The following is an 18379-nucleotide window of genomic DNA, read 5'->3' as shown; positions in this document are numbered from 1 at the left end:
AAAAAAAATCCGGCTAAGGCCGGATTTTTTTGAGGCTTACTGCATCCAGGGCGGAGGCGGCGGCTCTTCGGACTTGCCGGGAGGCGCATCGTCAGCGGCACGGACCGCTTGCCGGCGTTCTTCGTCGAGACGCGCTGCTTCGATCTCGCGCATGATCCCGCCGACATCTGCCAGCTCTTCCGGTTCGTCGAACTCACCGGTCAGGACGCTGGCCGGGTGCAAGGTCCCGGCTTCGTACAGGGCCCACATTTCCTTGGCGTACTTGGTGCGCTTGAGCTCCGGGGCAAAGCGCCCGAAGTAGGACGCCATGTTGCCGACGTCACGCTCCAGCATGCTGAACGCGTGGTTGTTGCCCGCCGCATCCACCGCCTGTGGCAGGTCGATGATCACCGGACCGTCCGGCGTCAGCAGCACGTTGAACTCGGAAAGGTCACCGTGCACCAGGCCGGTACACAACATCAGCACAATCTGCGAGATCAGGAACGCGTGATATTCACGGGCCTGGTCCGGCTCCAGCACCACGTCATTGAGGCGCGGGGCGGCGTCGCCGTATTCGTCGGCCACCAGCTCCATCAACAACACGCCTTCGAGGAAATCGAACGGCTTGGGCACTCGCACGCCGGCACTCGCCAAACGGAACAAGGCCGCCACTTCAGCGTTCTGCCAGGCATCCTCGGTTTCTTTACGACCGAACTTGGAGCCCTTGGCCATGGCTCGCGCCTGCCGGCTGTTACGCACCTTGCGGCCTTCCTGATACTCGGCCGCCTGACGAAAACTTCGTTTATTCGCCTCCTTGTAAACCTTGGCGCAACGTAACTCGTTGCCGCAGCGCACCACATAAACAGCTGCTTCTTTACCACTCATGAGTGGGCGCAGCACCTCGTCGACCAGACCGTCCTCGATCAGGGGTTCAATGCGTTTTGGAGTCTTCATCAGCTTTTATTGTGGGTCCTTTATTACCGAACACGCGAATGTCACTCGTTATACGGCAATCCTCGCATGGCGGGGAGAGGTTGCCGACCTATGAACCGCAGATAGCAACGGTAAAGATGCACTCAATGTGCCAGATAAATCGAACACATCAGCCGACGCCTATCGACCGACGCAGATCATAGCCCAGTGGCAGCCAGGCCGTGGGGATGCAAGTCGCAGACATTTCCAATAGAGGCCGATATATTTTTCCTTTTTTAGCGGAGGAATTTTCTCGAAGCACCTCAATTTTCCCTCTATGCAGCCGAAGTCATCAGGGACAAAAGGAGTTTGTTCGACAATCCGATAGAGACGTCAGCACCCGGCATTGGTTCGCCCTGCCTCGCTCGATGCCCGCCCAACGGACGCAAATCACCGCATTGTTTAAAGCTGCCGTTAATCCGCGAGTCATGTGCACGTCGTGGGCCTACAAGAAAAAACTCTGGAGCGCGGATGAACATCAAACAGAAACTGACCTGGGCGTTTGCAATCATCGCCTGCTTGCCGGTGGTGCTGGTCGCCACGCTCGTGGTGCTGAACCTGCGCAGCGAGGCCAAGGACAATTTCGTCGACGGCAGCGCCCGGGAGATCCGCCAGGTCAGCAACGCCATGCAGCTGTTTTTCGAGGGCATCAGCCAGAACGTCGATTACCTGGCCAGCCAACCCTTGGTCAAATCGGCCGACGCCAGCGTGAAAAGCCGTGTCGGCGCCGATGCCGCGCAACTCCCCGACGGCGAGCTGGACAAGCAGTTGTTTGATCTGTTCGCCAGCCTGGCCGCCAGCCATCCGGCGTACTCCTATGTGTCCTACGGCCTGTCCAGTGGCGGTTACGCCTTCTGGCCCGGGGACCCGAAAATGTCCAACTATGACCCGCGCATCCGCCCCTGGTACAAGACCGCCATGGCCAACCCGGGCAAGACCGTACGGACCGCCGCCTATTACTGGGCCGGTGACGACGCCGTGCTGGTCAGCACCGTGCGCGCCGTGGCCAACCAGCTGGGCGCCCAAGGCGGAGTGGTCAACATCGACGTGTCGCTCAAGCAGCTCACCGAGATCGTCAAGCAGATCAAACTGGGCGAGTCCGGCTACCTGATGCTCCTGGAAAACACCGGCACCGTGCTGGTGGACCCGAAACTGCCGGAACACAACTTCAAGGCCCTCGACAGCCTCGGCGCGGGTTATGCCCAACTGGCCAAGGCCGGCAAGGGCCTGGTGGAGGTCGAACTCAATGGCGAACGCTACATGGCCAACGTCTGGCCGTCGGAGCAATTGGGCTGGACCTTTATCGGCCTGATCAAGCAGAACGAAGTGATGGGCGCAGCGACCCAACTGACCTGGCTGATCGCAATCATTGCCGGCGTGCTGGCGGTGCTGTTCGCGGTGGTGGGCGCCAGTTTCGCCAGCGTGATCGTGCGCCCGATCCGCAGTGTGGCCAGCGGCCTGGAAGGCATCGCCCAGGGTGAAGGCGATTTGACGCAGAACCTCAACATCCGGGGCAGCGATGAAACCGCGCAACTGGCCAACTGGTTCAACCAGTTCCTGACCGCGATCCGCAACCTGATCCAGAGCATCGGCCAGGCGGCGAACAAGATTCTCGCCACCTCCCGCAGTTCGACCCAGGTCTCCAGCGACATGGCCGAAGCCGCCGGACGCCAGCGCGAAGCCGTGGACATGGTCTCCACCGCGTTCCACGAAATGGTCGCCACCGCCAACGAAGTCGCACGCTCCTGCAGCCAGGCCGCCGAGTCGGCCGACAGCGGCCAGCGCCAGGCCCGGGAAGGCCAGCAGCAGATCGACGCCGCCGTGCACAGCGTCGATCAGTTGAGCCAGGAAATCGAACAGTCGGCGCAGTCGATGCAACAACTGGAACGCGACAGCAATGACATCCAGTCGATCCTCGGCACCATCCGCTCAATTGCCGAACAGACCAACCTCCTGGCCCTGAACGCGGCCATTGAAGCGGCCCGTGCCGGTGAACAGGGCCGTGGCTTTGCCGTGGTGGCCGACGAAGTGCGCGCCCTGGCCAAACGCACTGCCGATTCCACCGCGGAAATCGATGGCCTGTTGGGCAACCTGGCCAAGCGCACCAGTGCGGTGACCCAGCAGATGCACGCCAGCCTGGAAGTGTCGCAGCAGTCGGTGAGCCGTATCGGTCTGGCGCGCAGCAGCTTCGGGCAGATCCGCGAGTCGGTGGACGTGATCCGCGACATGAACACCCAGATCGCCACCGCCGCCGAAGAACAGCATCAGGTGGCGGAAGACATCAACCGCCACATCAGCCAGATCCATGGCGATGCGCAGTTGGTGGCGGAACTGGCCAACTCGGCGCGCCTGGACTCCCAGAGCCTCGCCGGCTTGTCCGATGAACTGGACAGCCTGGTCCGCCGCTTCAAGACCTGATGCAAGCGGCGCCTGCACCTATCCTGCAGGCGTCCCCCTTCAGCGCTCGATAATCGCCGTCACGCCCTGGCCACCGGCGGCGCAGATCGAGATCAGCCCGCGCCCCTGCCCTGCCTCCTCCAGCAACTTGGCCAGATTGGCCACGATGCGCCCGCCCGTGGCCGCAAACGGGTGCCCCGCCGCCAGCGAACTGCCCTTGACGTTGAGGCGACTGCGGTCGATAGCCCCCAACGGTGCCTCAAGCCCGAGGCGGTTTTTGCAGTAGTCCGCGTCTTCCCAGGCCTTGAGGGTGCACAGCACCTGGGCTGCGAACGCCTCATGGATTTCGTAGTAATCAAAGTCCTGCAGCGTCAGCCCATTGCGCGCCAGCAAGCGCGGCACGGCATACACCGGCGCCATCAGCAGGCCTTCGGCGCCGTTGACGAAATCCACCGCCGCCGCCTCGCCATCACGCAGGTAGGCCAGCACCGGCAAGCCGCGTTCTTTGGCCCATGCTTCGCTGCCCAACAGCACCAGAGAAGCACCATCGGTCAGCGGTGTGGAGTTGCCGGCGGTCAGGGTGCCCTTGGCGCTGCGCTCGAACACCGGCTTGAGGCTGGCGAGTTTTTCCAGGGTCAGGTCCGGGCGCAGATTGTTGTCGCGGGTCAGGCCAAGAAAGGGCGTGATCAGATCGTTGTGCCAGCCTTCGGCGTAGGCCGCGGCCATTTTTTGATGGCTTTCCAGGGCCAGTTGGTCCTGCTCGGCGCGGGGGATGTTCCAGGTCTGCGCCATCAGTTCGCAATGCTCGCCCATGGACAGCCCGGTGCGGGGCTCGCCATTGCGCGGCAGCTCGGGCTTGAGGTGATGGGGACGCAACTGAAGAAAGGTCTTGAGCTTGTCGCCCAGGCTCTTTTCCCGATTCGCCTGCAGCAGAATTTTGCGCAAGCCCTCATTGACCCCGATCGGCGCGTCGGAGGTGGTGTCCACACCGCCGGCAATGCCGCACTCGATCTGCCCCAGGGCAATTTTATTGGCCACCAGCAACGCGGCTTCCAGGCCGGTGCCGCACGCTTGCTGAATGTCATAGGCCGGCGTGGTCGGCGCCAGGCGCGAGCCGAGCACGCATTCGCGGGTCAGGTTGAAATCCCGCGAGTGCTTGAGCACCGCCCCCGCGGCGACCTCCCCCAGGCGCAGGCCGTGCAGGTTATAGCGTTCGATCAGGCCCTCGAGCGCTGCGGTCAACATCGCCTGGTTGCTCGCGGTGGCGTACGGGCCGTTGGAGCGGGCAAAGGGGATGCGGTTACCGCCGATAATCGCGACGCGGCGCAGCTGAGTCATGGAAAGCTCCCTATTCTGTGAGTGCGACAACCCACAAGCGTAGGTTGTATCTCGTGGATCGAACGACTGAAGGCCCGAGGTGGTCCACAGTCTTAACCCCCCAGCAACCAGGCTGAGAGTGGGCCGGGCGCCGAACGCGTTCAGCACGCAGTAGTTTTCAGACAGCCTGAATCGGAGAGCATTCCATGTCTGACCGTTATATCGACTTCGCCAATTCGGCCTTCGGCCATCGTCTGGTCTCGGCCATTGGCCTGCCGTCACCGGTACGCCTGGAACGCTGGCAGGCCGGTCGCCTACGGCCCATCGACGGCGCCCTGCTGATCGGCGGCGGGCCGCTGGCGCAGCAGGTGGGCGAGTTAGCCAAGCGCCTGACCGATGCCACCTATCACTACGGCAACGACCCCAGCCTGGGCACCCCATGGATTCCCGGCCACGGGCCCAAGCTCAAGGCGGTGGTGTTCGATGCCAGTGACCTGGTGCACACCGACCAGCTCAAACAGTTGCGCGAGTTCTTCCAGCCGCTGATGAAAAACCTCGATCACAGCCCCCATCTGGTGATTCTCGGCCGCGCCCCGGAAACCCTCGACCAGCCCTTTGCCGCCAGCGCCCAGCGAGCACTGGAAGGCTTCAGCCGTTCCCTGGCCAAGGAGCTGCGCGATGGCGGCACCCTGCAGTTGTTGTACGTGGGGGCCGGTGCCGAAGAACAGCTGGAAGGGGCGCTGCGGTTTTTCCTGTCGCCCAAGAGCGCGTTCGTCTCCGGCCAGGTCGTGCGCCTGCAGGCCTGCGCGGCCCAGGTGCAGGATTGGAGTCGCCCCCTTGCCGGGCGCAAGGCCCTGGTCACCGGGGCTGCTCGGGGCATTGGCGCCTCGATTGCCGAAACCCTGGCCCGGGATGGCGCCGACGTGGTGCTGCTGGACGTGCCCCCGGCCAAGGCCGATCTTGAAGCCCTGGCCGCACGCCTTGGCGGGCGCAGCATTACCCTGGACATCTGTGCCGCCGACGCTGCCGAGCAATTGATCGAACAGTTGCCCGATGGCATCGACATCGTGGTGCACAACGCCGGCATCACCCGCGACAAGACCCTGGCCAACATGACGCCCGAATTCTGGGATGCGGTGCTGGCGGTCAACCTCAATGCGCCGCAGGTCCTGACCCAGGCCCTGCTCGACAGCGGAACCCTGCATGACGAGGGCCGGGTGATTCTGCTGGCCTCCATCAGCGGCATCGCCGGCAATCGCGGGCAGACCAACTACGCCGCGAGCAAGGCCGGTCTGATCGGCCTGGCCCAGGCCTGGGCGCCGCTGTTGCAGCAACGCGCCATCAGTATCAACGCGGTGGCACCGGGCTTTATCGAAACCCAGATGACTGCACATATTCCCTTCGCCCTGCGCGAAGCCGGGCGCCGCATGAGCTCCCTGGGCCAGGGCGGCCTGCCTCAGGACGTCGCCGAAGCCGTGGCCTGGCTGGCCCAGCCCGGCAGCGGCGCGGTCACCGGACAAGCCCTGCGCGTCTGCGGACAAAGCGTATTGGGAGCATGACCATGGCTGAGCATTGGCACCAACTCGACGCCCCACCCAAGCTGCCCGAGCTGTACCTGCGAGCCGCCCTGCGCCGCAAGATCACCGGCACCGAGCTCCCCGAATCCGGCCTGCGGTTGTGGCTGGATGTCGAGCCCAGCAACCTTGCGGCCTATCGCAAGGTCTGCGGCTTTGCCGAGAACGGCCTGCTGCCGCCCACTTATCCACACGTGCTGGCGTTCGCCCTGCAGATGCAATTGCTGACCGCCAAGGACTTTCCGTTCCCATTGCTGGGGCTGATTCACCTGGCCAACCGGATCCGTGTCATCCGCCCCTTGGGGGGTATCGGCCGGCTGCAGGTCGGGGTGCGGGTGCGCAATCTGCAAGCCCATGCCAAGGGCGCGGTGTTCGATGTCATCACCCAGGTCGACGACCAGCTTGGCCCATTGTGGGAAGCCGAGAGCCGGATGCTGTGCAAAGGTGTGGACCTGCCCGGTACGCCGCCGGCCGATAGCCTGCAGGCATCCGCCGCCCTTGAAGAGTTGACGCGCTGGCCAGCCCCGGCGGACATCGGTCGGCGCTATGCCAAGGTGTCCGGGGACTACAACCCGATCCACCTCAGTGCTGCGAGCGCCAAACTGTTCGGCTTCCCTCAGGCCATCGCCCATGGCCTGTGGAACAAGGCACGTACCCTGGCCGCGCTGGCCGAGCATCTGCCGGCGGCGAACATCGAGATTGCCGTGGAGTTCAGGAAACCGGTGCGCCTGCCCAGCGAGGTCACGCTCCTGAGCAGCGCGCCGGGCTCAAGCGGCGATCTGCAACTGGTGGGTGCAGGCGAGTTGCAGCACATGCTGGGCACCTGGCGCCCGATTGCCTGAGGGGCGTCTCAACCGCGACGAATCAGGAACACCCCCGCCAGGATCAACACCAGCCCGGCGGCCTTGCCGACACTGATCGGCGCCTCGCGAAAACCGGCCCAGCCGAAGTGGTCCAGGGCCATCGCCATGCCCAGCTGGCCCGCCAGGACCAGGGACATAAACAGCATGGCGCCGATCCGCGGGCCGGCGAAGGCCGCCGTGGTGATGAAAAAAGCCCCCAGCAGGCCACCGCACCAATGCCACCAGGTCAGGCCCTTGAGCGCCCCCAGGCTCGGCACTTCACGCTGCATCATCACCAGCACCAACAGGGCCAGGGTCCCGACAAAAAAGGAAATCAGGGCGGCGGACAGCACACTGCTGACCTGTTTGGCCAACTGGCCATTGATTCCGGCTTGCAGGGGCAAAAAGGCGCCGGCAATAAAAGGCAGGCACAACAGCCACCAGACTGGGGCGGGCATAGGGAACTCCGGCAGGATTTTTGGCTGCGCAGTATAGGTTAATCCGCCCGGCGATAAAGATAGGTGTAACGGGCCAACACTTTAACCCCCCTCACCCAGCGCCTTGAGCGCTGAATCCAATGATTAATTGTATATATATAACTTAAGTTTTAAGCCGCCCCACACCCGCCGGCAGAAAACTGACAGCCTTTGATTTATAAGGATTTTATCGCAACACAATACCGTCACCCCTACCCTTGGTATTAGTCACTACGCAAGGTCTGAGAGCGAATATATAAGTTGTTAATACCAAGTTGAGAATGGTGGGAAACAGCCCCTGAGCCTTTTATGTAGACAACGGACGAAGGCATCCCCAGCGACAGAACTGGAGAGCTATCGAAAACAACGAACGTTGTACAGGTGCAAGGAATTTCTCTCATGAACACTCAAGTTTGGTTGAAAGCAAGCACAGCAGTAGCCCTTATCCTCTCTCTCAGCCTGGCAGGCTGCAGCAGCGGCGGTGGCGGCCACAAAAGCAGTTCCAGCAGCTCCACCCCTGACAGCACCACCGGTACCGGCGGCGGCACTGGCGGTGGCACCGGTGGAGGCACAGGCGGCGGTACAGGCGGTGGCACTACCACCCCACTGGTCACCAGCAGCCTGGTGTCCACCGTTGGTAGCACCGTCAGCGGCGTAGGCAATGGCGTCAGCGACCTGGGCGACTCCCTGGCCGCGGTTCCAGTGGTCGGCGGCGTGGTCCAGAGCGCTGTCAATACCACCGGCAATGTGGTCGACACCGTGGGTTCGAGCTTGACCAACGGCCTCGGCAAACTGGGTACCGACCCTAAAGCCGTGAGCAAAACCACAGCCGTGGTGGGCAATGTAGTGAGCGACGTCGGCAACGGTGTTTCCGACCTCAGCGGCAAACTCGCCACCACGACCCAAAGCGTTCCCGTGGTAGGTGGCATCGTCACCAAAGTCGCTCCGGTCCTGGACGGCGTGGGGGACAAGGTGACCATGCTCGGCAACACCCTGAATACCGTTACCAGCAGCGGCCCGGTCGGCAACTTGACCGATGGCGTGGGCAACAATGTCCTGGTGCCCGTGGTCACCCTGGCTGAAGGCCTGACCGGCAAAGTCGGCAGCGCAACCGGTCTCGGCGCTCCGGTCAAAGGGGTACTCAACGGGGTCGCCCAGGCTGTGGACGGTGTCGGCGATAAGGTCACCGATGCCGGCGATGGCAACCCGCTCACCGATACTCTCGGTGGCGCCCTGAGCAACGTCGGCACCGCGGTCGGCAAAGTCGGCGGCTATGTCAGCCCCAACGGCACTGGCACAGGTACTGGAGGCACCGGCAACAACAACGGCCTGCTGGAAACCGTGGGCGGCGCAGTGGCCAATCTGAGCAATGGCCTGAACGCCGGCAGCAACAATGGCGTGGTCAGCGCTGGCGGCGTGGCCGGTGCCTCGATCGGCGGCCTGATCGCTTCGGTCGGTGGCGCCCTCGGCGGCAGCGGCAGCCCGAACCTGGTGGTCAGTGCTCCTCTGGCCAGCGTCGGCGGCAACTTCGGCTCGGCGCTCAACCCGGTCACCAGCAGCGTCACCGGCCTGACTCAACAAGTCGGTGCAGCCACTGGCCTCGGCGGCCCGGTCAGCGGCCTGCTGGGCCAAGTGGGCGGCGCAGTCAGCGGCGTCGGCACCACCCTCAGCGCCGGCAACGGCAATCCAGTGGCCGGTGCCCTGGGCCAAACCGTCACCAGCCTGGGCGGTGCCGTGGCCTCGGTCGGTGGCCTGGTCAACGGCGGCACAGGCGGTGCCGGTCTGGGTGGTCTGGGTGGCTTGACCGGTAGCCTGGGTGGCAGCGCCAGTGTCGGTGCGGGAGCCGGGGTCGGCGTCAGCGGTGGCCTGGGTGGCGTATTGGGTGGCTTGACCGGCGCACTGGGCGGCGGCAAAAAATAAATTGCACCTGGCCGATTCGACGGCCTTACCTACAGCGCCTACGCTTGGTTGGGACGAGAGATTCAGATGAGTCTCTCGTCTTTTTCTTTTTGGAGCATGACAGTTTTGCGTTTCCCATCTCGACCAAGATCCTGACGGACGACTCGACTGAAGATTTTTCGCGATGCTGCGGTTTGACCATGGAGTGTCCTATGCGCGCTTTGGCTTCCTTGCTGTTACTGGGCTTTTGCTCTTACGTTCACGCTGACTCCCTCCCGCGTTTTCTCAATGGCAACGACACCATCCGCAATCTGCCCCAGCCCAACCTGCCGGCCGATGCCTATCGCCCGGCCACCCCGCAATTGCAGTTGCCGGAGCCGAGTGCCGCTCAGGGACAGCCCCTGATGACGGGGACCAAGGTCACCATCCGCAAGCTGCAGATCGAAGGCGGCACCGTCTACCCCCTCGAAGAACTGGCGGCGATCTACCAGCCGCTGATCGGGCACGAAAGCAACCTTGGCGCGCTGATCGAGGCCACGCGCAATATCACTCGCCGCTACCAGCAGGACGGTTACCTGCTGTCCTACGCCTTCCTGCCCCAGCAGAATTTCGACCAGGGCCTGGTACGCGTGGTACTGGTGGAGGGCTATATCAAGGACTACCAGTTGCAGGGCGATATCGGCCCGGTCTCGGCCTACCTGGACAAACTGGTGGCCAAGCTCAAGGCCGAACGGCCACTGACGCGCAAGACCTTCGAGCGCTACACCACCCTGATGAGCCGGGTGCCAGGGGTGACCCTGCAAGCACAGGTTCCGCCTCCCGGCACCACCGATGGCGCGACTTACCTGATTGCCCAGGCCAGCCGCAAACCGTTCACCAGCACCCTGGGCACCACCGAGGACAACCGCAACGGCCTGCAGGCGTTGCTGGGAGTGAGCAGCAACTCGCAGACCTCCATGGGCGAGCAACTGGGCATCAGCGGGCTGTTTCCGCCAGGCAAGGACCACGAAAAGTACTACCGCGTGGACTACAACCAGTTCATCAACGCCGAAGGCACCCAACTGGTGCTCTACGGCACCCGCTACCGTGCTGACCCACGCGCCAGCCTGCAATTGGGCAACGGCCTGGAGCTGGACCCGCACCGCGAGAACGATCGTTTTTCCATCGGCCTCACCCACCCCTTCATTGCCTCGCCCAACGAAATGCTCAGCGCCGGCGCACGCTTGTATGCAATCAACGACAAGACCCGCTACAAGGTAAACGGCACATCGCTGACCCTGGATGAAAAAACCAACACCCGCGCCGTAGCCTTTGAAGGCGACTGGAGCAAATCCGACCCGCGCCAACTGCGCATCCTCAGCGCCGGGATGTACCAGGGCATCGATGGCATGGGGGCCAAGACCGACAACAAGCTGGACCTGGACTTCTTCCGGCTGCGCCTGGCCGGGGTGCAGAGTGACAAGTTTCTCGACAATTGGCAGGGGGTGATGTCGGCCGCGCTGTACTGGACCGACGACACCGTGCCAGACAGCGAACGCGCGACTTTCGGCGGGCAGAACTTCGGCCGTGGCTACCCGGACGACCAGGGCCTGGGCGACAAGGGTTGGGGCGTGGCCTATGAAGTGAACTACAGCTTCTATCGCGAAGGCGCCTGGGTCAGGGTGCTGCAACCCTACGTGGTGCTGGACCGGGCGAAGACCTGGTTCAACGAACTGCAGATCAAGGGCAGCGATATGTCTTCGGCCGCGGCAGGCCTGCGCTTCGGTGACGCCAAGTACTACAACATCGCCCTTGAGGTCGCTAAGCCGATGTCCGATGAAGCCCTGGACACTTACAACCGGCGCCCGCGCTACACCTTGAGCTTCAGTTACCAGCTTTAGTTGAACACCCCCACAAAAACAACCCGCGCCAAGCGGGTTGTCTTGTTGTTATTCATTCATATGTTGCAGACGGTTATCCCAGGAACCTGAGTAGCCTGTTGCTACTTGAAAGTATCGACAGGCTTACAAACTTTTCCGCTCGTCCTCAACTAGCCGACACCCAGCCATTGGATCACCTGCATCTAGTGAGGCCCCACCAAGTGCAACTTAGGCTGGGGAAACAAGTTGTCGAGGGTTTCCAGCAGGCGCACGTGATAGATGGGTTTGCGAAACAGATCCAGTACCTGGAGTCGTAACAGGTCGCTGACATCATCCATGTCGGCGTGCCCGGACGTGACGATCACCGGCAGGTGCTGGCGCGAGGTGTGCTCGCGCAGGCGCCTGATCAACGACAGGCCGCTTTCCTCCGGCATGCGCAGGTCGGTGATGACCAATGCGATATCCGGATGGCGCGTGAGGTGGGCCAGGGCGAGTTTTACCGAGGTTGCGGTGAAGCAGCAAAAGCCTTCGCCTTCCAGCAGCTCGGCCAGTTCAAGCACTGCATCCTCCTCGTCGTCCACGAGGAGAAGCTGCTGGCGTGGAGACGATGAAGCAGTCATGAGCAACACCTTGGCGCTGAATGTTGGGAGACCTTGATCGCAGGCAACAATCGACCTCAAGGCACCGTTGGTCGTGTCACCGCCGTGCCTTGCAGAGCCACCAGCAGGTTGTTGAATATCGCTACAACGCGGTCGCCCACAGGGGTCACGAAGACCAATACCACCACAGCGACCATGGCGATCACGATTGCATACTCAATCGCAGAGGCGCCTTCGGTGCAGAGCAGCCAAAGGCGCATGCGCAGTACAAGATAGTCAAGAATCATGGACAGACCCCGTAGCGACCAACCAGCCGGCAACCCGATGCTCCCGGCTGATTACATCATCAAGATCAACGAGCGGCTGTCATGGGGTTGGACGAGTGACCGCGGTACCTCCCAGGGCGACCAGAACGTTGTTGAAAATGGCCAGGACCCGTGCGCCCATTGGGGTCACGAAAGCCACCACGACAACCGCCACCATCGCTACCACAATCGCATATTCGATCGCTGAGGCACCTTCGGTTCGGTCGAAGAAAAGACGTGCTCTGAGTATCAGATATTGAAGAATCATCTTACTTCTCCTTGCGCCAAGGGCGCCGATATAACACTACTGCGCTGCAACATTGACCTTCTTTGCAACCAGAGCATTGTCAACAATCGGCCGACCTACAACTGTAAGAACTGATTAATCACTAAGTATTAATTGGAAGGTTGACGCCAGAAAACCTTGATTCAATGGCGCTCATCATACTTTCGTTAGTTATTTTCAGAGGAGTAATGGCGTTTCGTCCTAGCTGGGCTACCTTCAAATAGCGAAATAGTTGCATGTTCATAGCTGCCTTATTTGCGATGTTGAGTCATTTGCAAGCGCAGGCTTAGTAGTGCAGCAGGAAAGGGAGAACCTAATATGAACAGTCGCGTCACCATGATTCTGGCTGGGCTGCTGCTGTTGGGTGCGGTGTTCGTCGGTTACTGGGGATTGGTTGTCAGCCGCCAGCCCCCGCCGCCGGCTCCGGTCGCCCAGCCCGCCACCCCTGGTACCGTGGAAAAAACCGTCGCCACGGCCGAGGACCAGACCCGCCAACCGGTGGTGGTCCTGGCCCATGATGTGCCGCCGTTTGTCGCCCTCAGCGCTGCCGACCTGACCCTGGAGCGGCTGCGCACAGTGCCGCCCGGCAGCCTTACCAGCATCGACCAGGCCGTCGGGCGCACGCCCTGGCGCCAGTTGGCCGGCGGCACCTGGCTCAGCGACGAAAGCTTCACCACCGGCGGTGCCCTGGCCCGCATGATCCACCCCAATGAACGAGCCCTGGCAGTCGCGGTAGACGAGGTAATAGGCGCCGCTGGCCAACTGAGTCCCGGGGATTACGTCGATGTGCTGCTGTTCCTGCGCCAGGACGCCACCAACCTCCAGCAATCGGCCCAGATTGCCGTCCCGGCGATGCGGGTACTGGCCGTAGGCGACCAGCTGGGCCTGACCAACGACGGCAAACCGGCATCCCCGGCGCTGAGCGTCGATGAACGAATCAAGCAGGACCAACGGCGGCTGGCCGCACGCACGGTGGTGCTGGCAGTGCCGGAACAACTGCTGAGTCGGATGATGCTCGCCACCCAGGTCGGCACCCTGCGCCTGGCCGTGCGCAGCAGCGAGGAGCAGCGCCTGGCGCGCTACTGGGCCGGGGATCAGGACTCCCTGGCCAATATCGATGCTGCCAACAGCAACCTGTTCCAGTTCACCCAACTGGCCCTTGGCAGCGGCCCCGCGAGCCCGGCGACGCATGGCGGCGGAACCCGCCGTGCGGTCGAGGTGATTCGCGGTAACCAGGTCACCCAACAAACTCCCTGATTGAGCAAGGATGCACACATGCGCAGTCGTTCCATGCTGATGTCCCAAGCCGCACTCCTGACCCTGATGCTGGCCAGCCAGCCTATGGGTCAAGTGCTGGCCGCCAGTACCGCAGGCTGCGGCGGCCTGGCACCGTTACCCGCCGTACTGCAAATCGGCGAAGGCCTGCAGCAGGAGCTGCAGTCACCGGTAGCCATCACCCGGCTGGCGGTGGGCGACCCGAAAATCGCCGACGTCCACCCCAACGGCGACAAGGCGTTCCTGCTGACCGGCATGGCGCCGGGCGCCACCACCCTGATGGTCTGGACCGCCTGCGCCAGCACCCCGCGCCAGAGCATGGTGTTTGTCCAGGGCCGGGCGACGACCGACATGACCGGGCGCGTGGCCCTGGCCTCGCAAGACCCGCTGCTGCCGAGCCAGGTCCAGACCGATATCCGCTTTGTCGAGGTCAGCCGCACCAAGCTCAAGGAAGCCAGCACCTCGATCTTCGGCCGTGGTAGCAACTTCCTGTTCGGCGCCCCGGGTACCGCGCCCAATACCGGCGGCACCACTCCCACTTTCGGTGGCGCGCGGACCAACATTCCTTTGGACAACGGCAGCTTCAACCTCGGTTTCGGCAACGGCCGGGTACTGACCCTGATCAACGCCCTTGAGGGCAGCGGCTTTGCCTACACCCTGGCGCGCCCCAGCCTGGTGGCCCTCAGCGGACAGAGTGCAAGCTTCCTGGCCGGGGGCGAGATTCCGATTCCGGTACCCAGTGCCGGCAGCGACAGCGTCACCATCGAATACAAGGAGTTCGGCATCCGCCTGACCCTGACCCCGACCATCGTCGACAACCAGCGCATCAGCCTGAAAGTGGCCCCGGAAGTCAGCGAGCTCGACTACAGCAACGCCGTGACCATCGCCGGTACCCAGGTTCCGGCGCTGACCATACGCCGCACCGACACCAGTATTTCCCTGGCCGACGGCGAGAGTTTCGTCATCAGCGGCCTGATCAGCACCCGCAACAGCTCCCAGGTCAACAAATTCCCGGGCCTGGGCGATATACCGGTACTGGGTGCGTTCTTTCGCGACACCAACATCAGCCGCGAAGAACGCGAGCTGCTGATGATCGTCACCCCGCACCTGGTGCAGCCGCTGGCGGCCGATGCCCGGCTGCCATCCCTGCCCGGCGAACGCCTGCGCAACTACGACCCGAACTTCTACCGCATGTTCTTCCTGGAAAACGGTAACTTCGATAAACGCAGTGGGTTATCGCAATGAGCCAAAGCCTGAGCCAGACCTTTCTTGCCATCACCCGCAACGACACCGACCTGGAGTGGCTGCAAGGCGCCCTCGCACCCCTGGGCCAGGTGGTGAGTGCCGGGGGCGGCAGCCTCGACGAGTTGCTGGCCCTGGTCGACGTCACGTTCGCCAACCTGGTGTTCATCGGCCTCGACCGCGAGCACGTCGTGGCCCAGTCGGCCTTGATCGAGGGCGCCCTGGAGGCGAAGCCGATGCTGGCCATCGTCGCGCTGGGCGACGGCATGGACAATCAACTGGTGCTCAATGCGATGCGCGCCGGTGCACGGGATTTCGTCGCCTATGGCTCGCGCTCCAGCGAAGTCGCCGGCCTGGTCAGGCGCCTGAGCAAACGCTTGCCCCCGGTGGCGCCGAGCACTCTGCTCGGCGGCCTGACCGTGCTCTACGGCACCAAGAGCGATACCGACGGCGCCCTGATCTCCAGCCATCTGGCGCTGGTGGTGCAAAAAAGCGGACAGCAGACCCTGCTGCTGGACCTGGGCCTGCCTCCGGGTGACAGCTTGGCGCTGTTGGGCCTGGAAAGTTCGTTCCACTTCGGCGATGCCCTGCGCCATCTGCGCCGTCTGGATTCGACCTTGATCGACAGCGCCTTTACCACCGCCGAGGCCGGCCTGCGGATTCTCGCCTATGCGGCCAATGACGAGCCCCTCGACCGCACCAGCGCCGCCGAGCTCTACATGCTGCTCAGTGCTCTGCGTCAGCACTTCCAGCACATTGTGGTGAACCTCACCGGGCAGCCCGACAGCGAGGCCCTGCGCACGTTTGTCAGCCATTGCGACAAATTGCTGTGGTCCACCGACCAGAGCGTCCTGGACTGCCGGCGCAATCTGGCGGTGCTCAATCTGTGGCGCGAAAAAGGCATGAAACTGGACCATGCACGGCTGCTGGTGGACCGCTACCTGCGCAATGTCGCCCCGGACTCCGACACCCTGGGCAAGACCTTCGGCCTGGAAGTGATCGCAGCCCTGGCCCATAGCCCGGAGGTGCGCCTGAACGCCAAGAACCAGGGAGTCACCCTGTTTGAAATGGCCCCCCGGGAAAACCTCACCCAATCCCTGCGCGTTCTTGGCGAACGCCTGGCCAAGCGCTCCGAAGGCCTGGCCAAACCCAAGTCCAACTGGTTCAACCGCATGCGAGGAACCAAATGAACGGAGAAAAACTGTTCGGCGCACAATCGCGCGGCCCGGTCGGCAACACCGACCATGAAGGGCTGAAACTGGTCCTGCATCGCTACATCATCGACGCCATCGAAGAGTCCGGAAAAAACCTGCTGGAAGGCTCGCGGCAGAACCTTTCGCAGTTCGTCACCGACAAGGTGGCGGAGTACATCGCCCGCATGCACTTAGCCATCTCCCGCTATGAAATGGAGCGCCTGGCCGAAGAGATCGTCGATGAGCTGACCGGCTTCGGCCCGCTGGAAGTGTTGCTTCGGGACCCGGCCGTCACCGAGATCCTGGTCAACGGCCCGCACCGGGTGTTCGTCGAACGCGACGGCGTGCTGCACCAGAGCGACCTGCGGTTCATCGACGCGCACCATGTCGAACGGGTGATGCAACGGATCCTCGCGCCCCTCGGTCGACGCCTGGATGAGTCCTCGCCGATGGTGGATGCGCGCATGCCCGATGGCAGCCGGGTCAACGCCATCATCCCGCCGATCGCCCTCGACGGGCCCTGCCTGTCGATTCGGAAGTTTCGCAAGGACATGCTCAAGAGCGCCGATCTGGTGGCCATGCAGACCATCGACCAGGCGATCTTCGAGTTTTTCCAGGAGGCCGTGAGCAAGCGCTGCAACATCCTCATCAGCGGCGGGACCGGGACCGGCAAGACCACCCTGCTCAACATCCTCAGCCAGTTGATCAACCCGCACCAACGCCTGGTCACCATCGAGGACGTGGCCGAACTGCAACTGGGCCACCCCCATGTGGTGCGCCTGGAAACCCGTCCGCCCAATGCTGAAGGCCATGGCGAAGTGAAAGCCAGCGACCTGATCCGCAACGCCCTGCGGATGCGCCCGGACCGGATCATCCTCGGTGAGATCCGCGGCGTCGAAGTGCTCGACGTACTGACCGCGATGAACACCGGCCACGACGGCTCCATGAGTACGGTGCACGCAAACACCGCCCAGGACGCCTTGCTGCGCCTGGAAACCCTGGTGGGCCTGACCGGGCGCCAGATCGCCGAACGTACCCTGCGCCAGATGATCTGCGCCGCGCTGGATGTGGTGATTCAGCTGACGCGCATGCCCGATGGCCGGCGCTGTGTCAGTGAAGTGGTGGAGGTGGTGGGTGTGCGCGATGACATTTACGTCACCAACACCCTGTTTCGACTCGATCGACGCAACGGCTTCGGTTTCCTGCGCGAGGCGATCAACCCGGCGGGCGACAAGCTGCGTCGCGAACATGACCTGAGCCTTAACTGAGGCGGAGCGAGCCCATGATCGGTCCCTTGCTGGCCCTGATTTGCCTGGTGCTCCTGGGCCTCTCGCTGTGGCTGTTCTACAACGGCATCCGCAAGACCAACACCGAAAAGGTGCTCAATCGCCTGGCCGAAGGACAGCCGGAACTGGTGCCGGAGAAAACCACCTGGACTGGCCTCGAACGGGCCTTCCTGCGGGCCGGCCTGGGACGCCCCACCGAACGCCTGGGGCTGTGGCTGGCCCTGTGGGCGCTCTCGGTGCTGCTGGCCCTGGCAGCGGCGGGCTGGGTCGGCGCACTGTGCCTGGTGCTGTTGCCGCCCCTGGCATTGCGCACCTACGTCGCCTGGCTGTACAAGCGCCGGATCAAACGCATGATCGAGCAGTTGCCGCAGTTGCTCGACCACACCGTACGCAGCCTGAAATCCGGACGCACCCTGGCCGATGCGGTACTGGGCAGCATCGACGCCAGCAGCCCGCCGCTGAAAACCGCCATGGGCCGGGTCGAGCGCAACGTGCAACTGGGGGTCAACCTGCCGGAGGCGCTGCATGATTTTGCCGAGCTGTACGATCAGGACGAACTGCGCATGTTCGCCCTCGGGCTCAAGGTCAATCACCGTTACGGCGGCAACGCCAGCGAGCTGCTGGAAAACCTGATCAAGCTGATTCGCGAGCGCGACCAGGGCGCACGGCAACTGCGCGCACTGACCGGTGAAACCCGCATGACCGCCTGGGTCCTGGGCGCCTTGCCGTTGCTGCTGGTGGCGTACTTCATGGCCACCAACCCGGGCTACATGCTCGGCATGTGGAACGACCCCAGCGGCAGGACCATGCTGATCACCGCCATCCTCCTGCAAGCCTTCGGCTGCCTGGCGCTGTGGCGCATGTTGCGGAGTATCTGA

At 63.1% G+C, this 18379-nt stretch carries 16 protein-coding genes and 1 pseudogene; 11 read left to right on the top strand and 6 right to left on the bottom strand.

Features of this window, described 5'->3' with window-relative positions; translation table 11 throughout:
• Positions 1-36: 36 nt before the first annotated feature.
• Positions 37-933: a PA4780 family RIO1-like protein kinase gene (locus JFU57_RS11225; RefSeq protein WP_020299360.1), complete on the bottom strand. Its 897-nt coding sequence runs from the start codon at positions 931-933 to the stop codon at positions 37-39.
• Between the two features lie 489 nt (positions 934-1422).
• Between JFU57_RS11225 and JFU57_RS33635 the strand changes: the two are divergent.
• A pseudogene (locus JFU57_RS33635) lies at positions 1423-2511 on the top strand (cache domain-containing protein); the annotation flags it as partial.
• 90 nt (positions 2512-2601) lie between these two features.
• Entirely contained in the window at positions 2602-3369 is a 768-nt protein-coding gene (locus JFU57_RS33630; RefSeq protein WP_443217284.1) for a methyl-accepting chemotaxis protein, read from the top strand.
• A gap of 39 nt (positions 3370-3408) precedes the next feature.
• On the opposite strand, the gene JFU57_RS11215 is transcribed toward JFU57_RS33630, so the two are convergent.
• Positions 3409-4686, bottom strand: a complete 1278-nt coding sequence (locus JFU57_RS11215; protein WP_201129285.1) for an acetyl-CoA C-acetyltransferase — start codon at positions 4684-4686, stop codon at positions 3409-3411.
• Positions 4687-4871: 185 nt separating this feature from the next.
• Between JFU57_RS11215 and JFU57_RS11210 the strand changes: the two genes are divergently transcribed.
• On the top strand, positions 4872-6224 hold the full coding sequence (locus JFU57_RS11210; RefSeq protein ID WP_078469658.1) for a 3-oxoacyl-ACP reductase: 1353 nt from the start codon (positions 4872-4874) through the stop codon (positions 6222-6224).
• Between the two features lie 2 nt (positions 6225-6226).
• Entirely contained in the window at positions 6227-7081 is an 855-nt protein-coding gene (locus JFU57_RS11205) for a MaoC family dehydratase (protein WP_201129282.1), read from the top strand.
• An 8-nt stretch (positions 7082-7089) separates the two neighbouring features.
• Here JFU57_RS11205 and JFU57_RS11200 read toward each other — a convergent pair whose 3' ends face one another.
• Positions 7090-7539, bottom strand: coding sequence for a DMT family transporter (locus tag JFU57_RS11200; RefSeq protein ID WP_201129280.1), 450 nt, complete (start codon positions 7537-7539; stop codon positions 7090-7092).
• Between the two features lie 417 nt (positions 7540-7956).
• On the opposite strand from JFU57_RS11200, the gene JFU57_RS11195 reads away from it, so the two are divergent.
• A complete protein-coding gene (locus tag JFU57_RS11195) occupies positions 7957-9477 on the top strand; it encodes a collagen-like triple helix repeat-containing protein (RefSeq protein ID WP_201129278.1) in 1521 nt (506 codons plus the stop codon).
• A 191-nt stretch (positions 9478-9668) separates the two neighbouring features.
• Complete coding sequence (locus JFU57_RS11190) at positions 9669-11336, top strand: ShlB/FhaC/HecB family hemolysin secretion/activation protein (RefSeq protein WP_078469654.1); 1668 nt, start codon at positions 9669-9671, stop codon at positions 11334-11336.
• 182 nt (positions 11337-11518) lie between these two features.
• Here the strand turns inward: JFU57_RS11190 and JFU57_RS11185 are convergent, their stop codons facing one another.
• The 3 genes from JFU57_RS11185 to JFU57_RS11175 form a co-directional block, all read right to left on the bottom strand.
• Positions 11519-11935 carry a response regulator gene (locus JFU57_RS11185; protein WP_043230252.1) on the bottom strand — a complete coding sequence of 139 codons (417 nt, stop codon included), beginning with the start codon at positions 11933-11935 and terminating at the stop codon, positions 11519-11521.
• A 56-nt stretch (positions 11936-11991) separates the two neighbouring features.
• Positions 11992-12201 (bottom strand): Flp family type IVb pilin, encoded by a 210-nt coding sequence (locus JFU57_RS11180; protein WP_078469698.1) that lies wholly within the window; start codon positions 12199-12201, stop codon positions 11992-11994.
• A gap of 79 nt (positions 12202-12280) precedes the next feature.
• Positions 12281-12487 (bottom strand): Flp family type IVb pilin, encoded by a 207-nt coding sequence (locus JFU57_RS11175; protein ID WP_078469653.1) that lies wholly within the window; start codon positions 12485-12487, stop codon positions 12281-12283.
• A gap of 336 nt (positions 12488-12823) precedes the next feature.
• On the opposite strand from JFU57_RS11175, the gene cpaB reads away from it, so the two are divergent.
• From cpaB to JFU57_RS11150, 5 genes are read left to right on the top strand one after another with little or no spacing between them, the layout of a single operon-like run.
• Positions 12824-13762 (top strand): Flp pilus assembly protein CpaB, encoded by a 939-nt coding sequence (gene cpaB / locus JFU57_RS11170; protein WP_201129276.1) that lies wholly within the window; start codon positions 12824-12826, stop codon positions 13760-13762.
• An 18-nt stretch (positions 13763-13780) separates the two neighbouring features.
• Entirely contained in the window at positions 13781-15025 is a 1245-nt protein-coding gene (locus tag JFU57_RS11165; RefSeq protein WP_078469651.1) for a type II and III secretion system protein family protein, read from the top strand.
• On the top strand, positions 15022-16212 hold the full coding sequence (locus JFU57_RS11160; protein WP_078469650.1) for a pilus assembly protein: 1191 nt from the start codon (positions 15022-15024) through the stop codon (positions 16210-16212). Before JFU57_RS11165 ends, JFU57_RS11160 begins: the two co-directional genes overlap by 4 nt.
• Positions 16209-17483, top strand: a complete 1275-nt coding sequence (locus JFU57_RS11155) for a CpaF family protein (protein WP_201129274.1) — start codon at positions 16209-16211, stop codon at positions 17481-17483. The genes JFU57_RS11160 and JFU57_RS11155 overlap by 4 nt, the downstream gene beginning before the upstream one ends.
• Before the next feature lie 14 nt (positions 17484-17497).
• A complete protein-coding gene (locus tag JFU57_RS11150; RefSeq protein WP_078469648.1) occupies positions 17498-18379 on the top strand; it encodes a type II secretion system F family protein in 882 nt (293 codons plus the stop codon).

This window comes from Pseudomonas sp. TH07 (assembly GCF_016651285.1).
GTDB lineage: Bacteria > Pseudomonadota > Gammaproteobacteria > Pseudomonadales > Pseudomonadaceae > Aquipseudomonas.
The sequence above is the reverse complement of the archived record's forward strand: the minus strand, read 5'-3'. Positions and strand labels throughout refer to the sequence as shown.

What these genes read in the sequence shown, in the direction of transcription:
- JFU57_RS11225 (WP_020299360.1), bottom strand. Translation starts at nt 933, where the DNA reads ATGAAGACTCCAAAACGCATTGAACCCCTGATCGAGGACGGTCTGGTC.
- JFU57_RS11175 (WP_078469653.1), bottom strand. Translation starts at nt 12,487, where the DNA reads ATGATTCTTCAATATCTGATACTCAGAGCACGTCTTTTCTTCGACCGA.
- JFU57_RS11160 (WP_078469650.1), top strand. Translation starts at nt 15,022, where the DNA reads ATGAGCCAAAGCCTGAGCCAGACCTTTCTTGCCATCACCCGCAACGAC.
- JFU57_RS11215 (WP_201129285.1), bottom strand. Translation starts at nt 4,686, where the DNA reads ATGACTCAGCTGCGCCGCGTCGCGATTATCGGCGGTAACCGCATCCCC.
- JFU57_RS11165 (WP_078469651.1), top strand. Translation starts at nt 13,781, where the DNA reads ATGCGCAGTCGTTCCATGCTGATGTCCCAAGCCGCACTCCTGACCCTG.
- cpaB (WP_201129276.1), top strand. Translation starts at nt 12,824, where the DNA reads ATGAACAGTCGCGTCACCATGATTCTGGCTGGGCTGCTGCTGTTGGGT.
- JFU57_RS11200 (WP_201129280.1), bottom strand. Translation starts at nt 7,539, where the DNA reads ATGCCCGCCCCAGTCTGGTGGCTGTTGTGCCTGCCTTTTATTGCCGGC.
- JFU57_RS11150 (WP_078469648.1), top strand. Translation starts at nt 17,498, where the DNA reads ATGATCGGTCCCTTGCTGGCCCTGATTTGCCTGGTGCTCCTGGGCCTC.
- JFU57_RS11210 (WP_078469658.1), top strand. Translation starts at nt 4,872, where the DNA reads ATGTCTGACCGTTATATCGACTTCGCCAATTCGGCCTTCGGCCATCGT.
- JFU57_RS11180 (WP_078469698.1), bottom strand. Translation starts at nt 12,201, where the DNA reads ATGATTCTTGACTATCTTGTACTGCGCATGCGCCTTTGGCTGCTCTGC.
- JFU57_RS11195 (WP_201129278.1), top strand. Translation starts at nt 7,957, where the DNA reads ATGAACACTCAAGTTTGGTTGAAAGCAAGCACAGCAGTAGCCCTTATC.
- JFU57_RS11155 (WP_201129274.1), top strand. Translation starts at nt 16,209, where the DNA reads ATGAACGGAGAAAAACTGTTCGGCGCACAATCGCGCGGCCCGGTCGGC.
- JFU57_RS11190 (WP_078469654.1), top strand. Translation starts at nt 9,669, where the DNA reads ATGCGCGCTTTGGCTTCCTTGCTGTTACTGGGCTTTTGCTCTTACGTT.
- JFU57_RS11205 (WP_201129282.1), top strand. Translation starts at nt 6,227, where the DNA reads ATGGCTGAGCATTGGCACCAACTCGACGCCCCACCCAAGCTGCCCGAG.
- JFU57_RS11185 (WP_043230252.1), bottom strand. Translation starts at nt 11,935, where the DNA reads ATGACTGCTTCATCGTCTCCACGCCAGCAGCTTCTCCTCGTGGACGAC.
- JFU57_RS33630 (WP_443217284.1), top strand. Translation starts at nt 2,602, where the DNA reads ATGGCCGAAGCCGCCGGACGCCAGCGCGAAGCCGTGGACATGGTCTCC.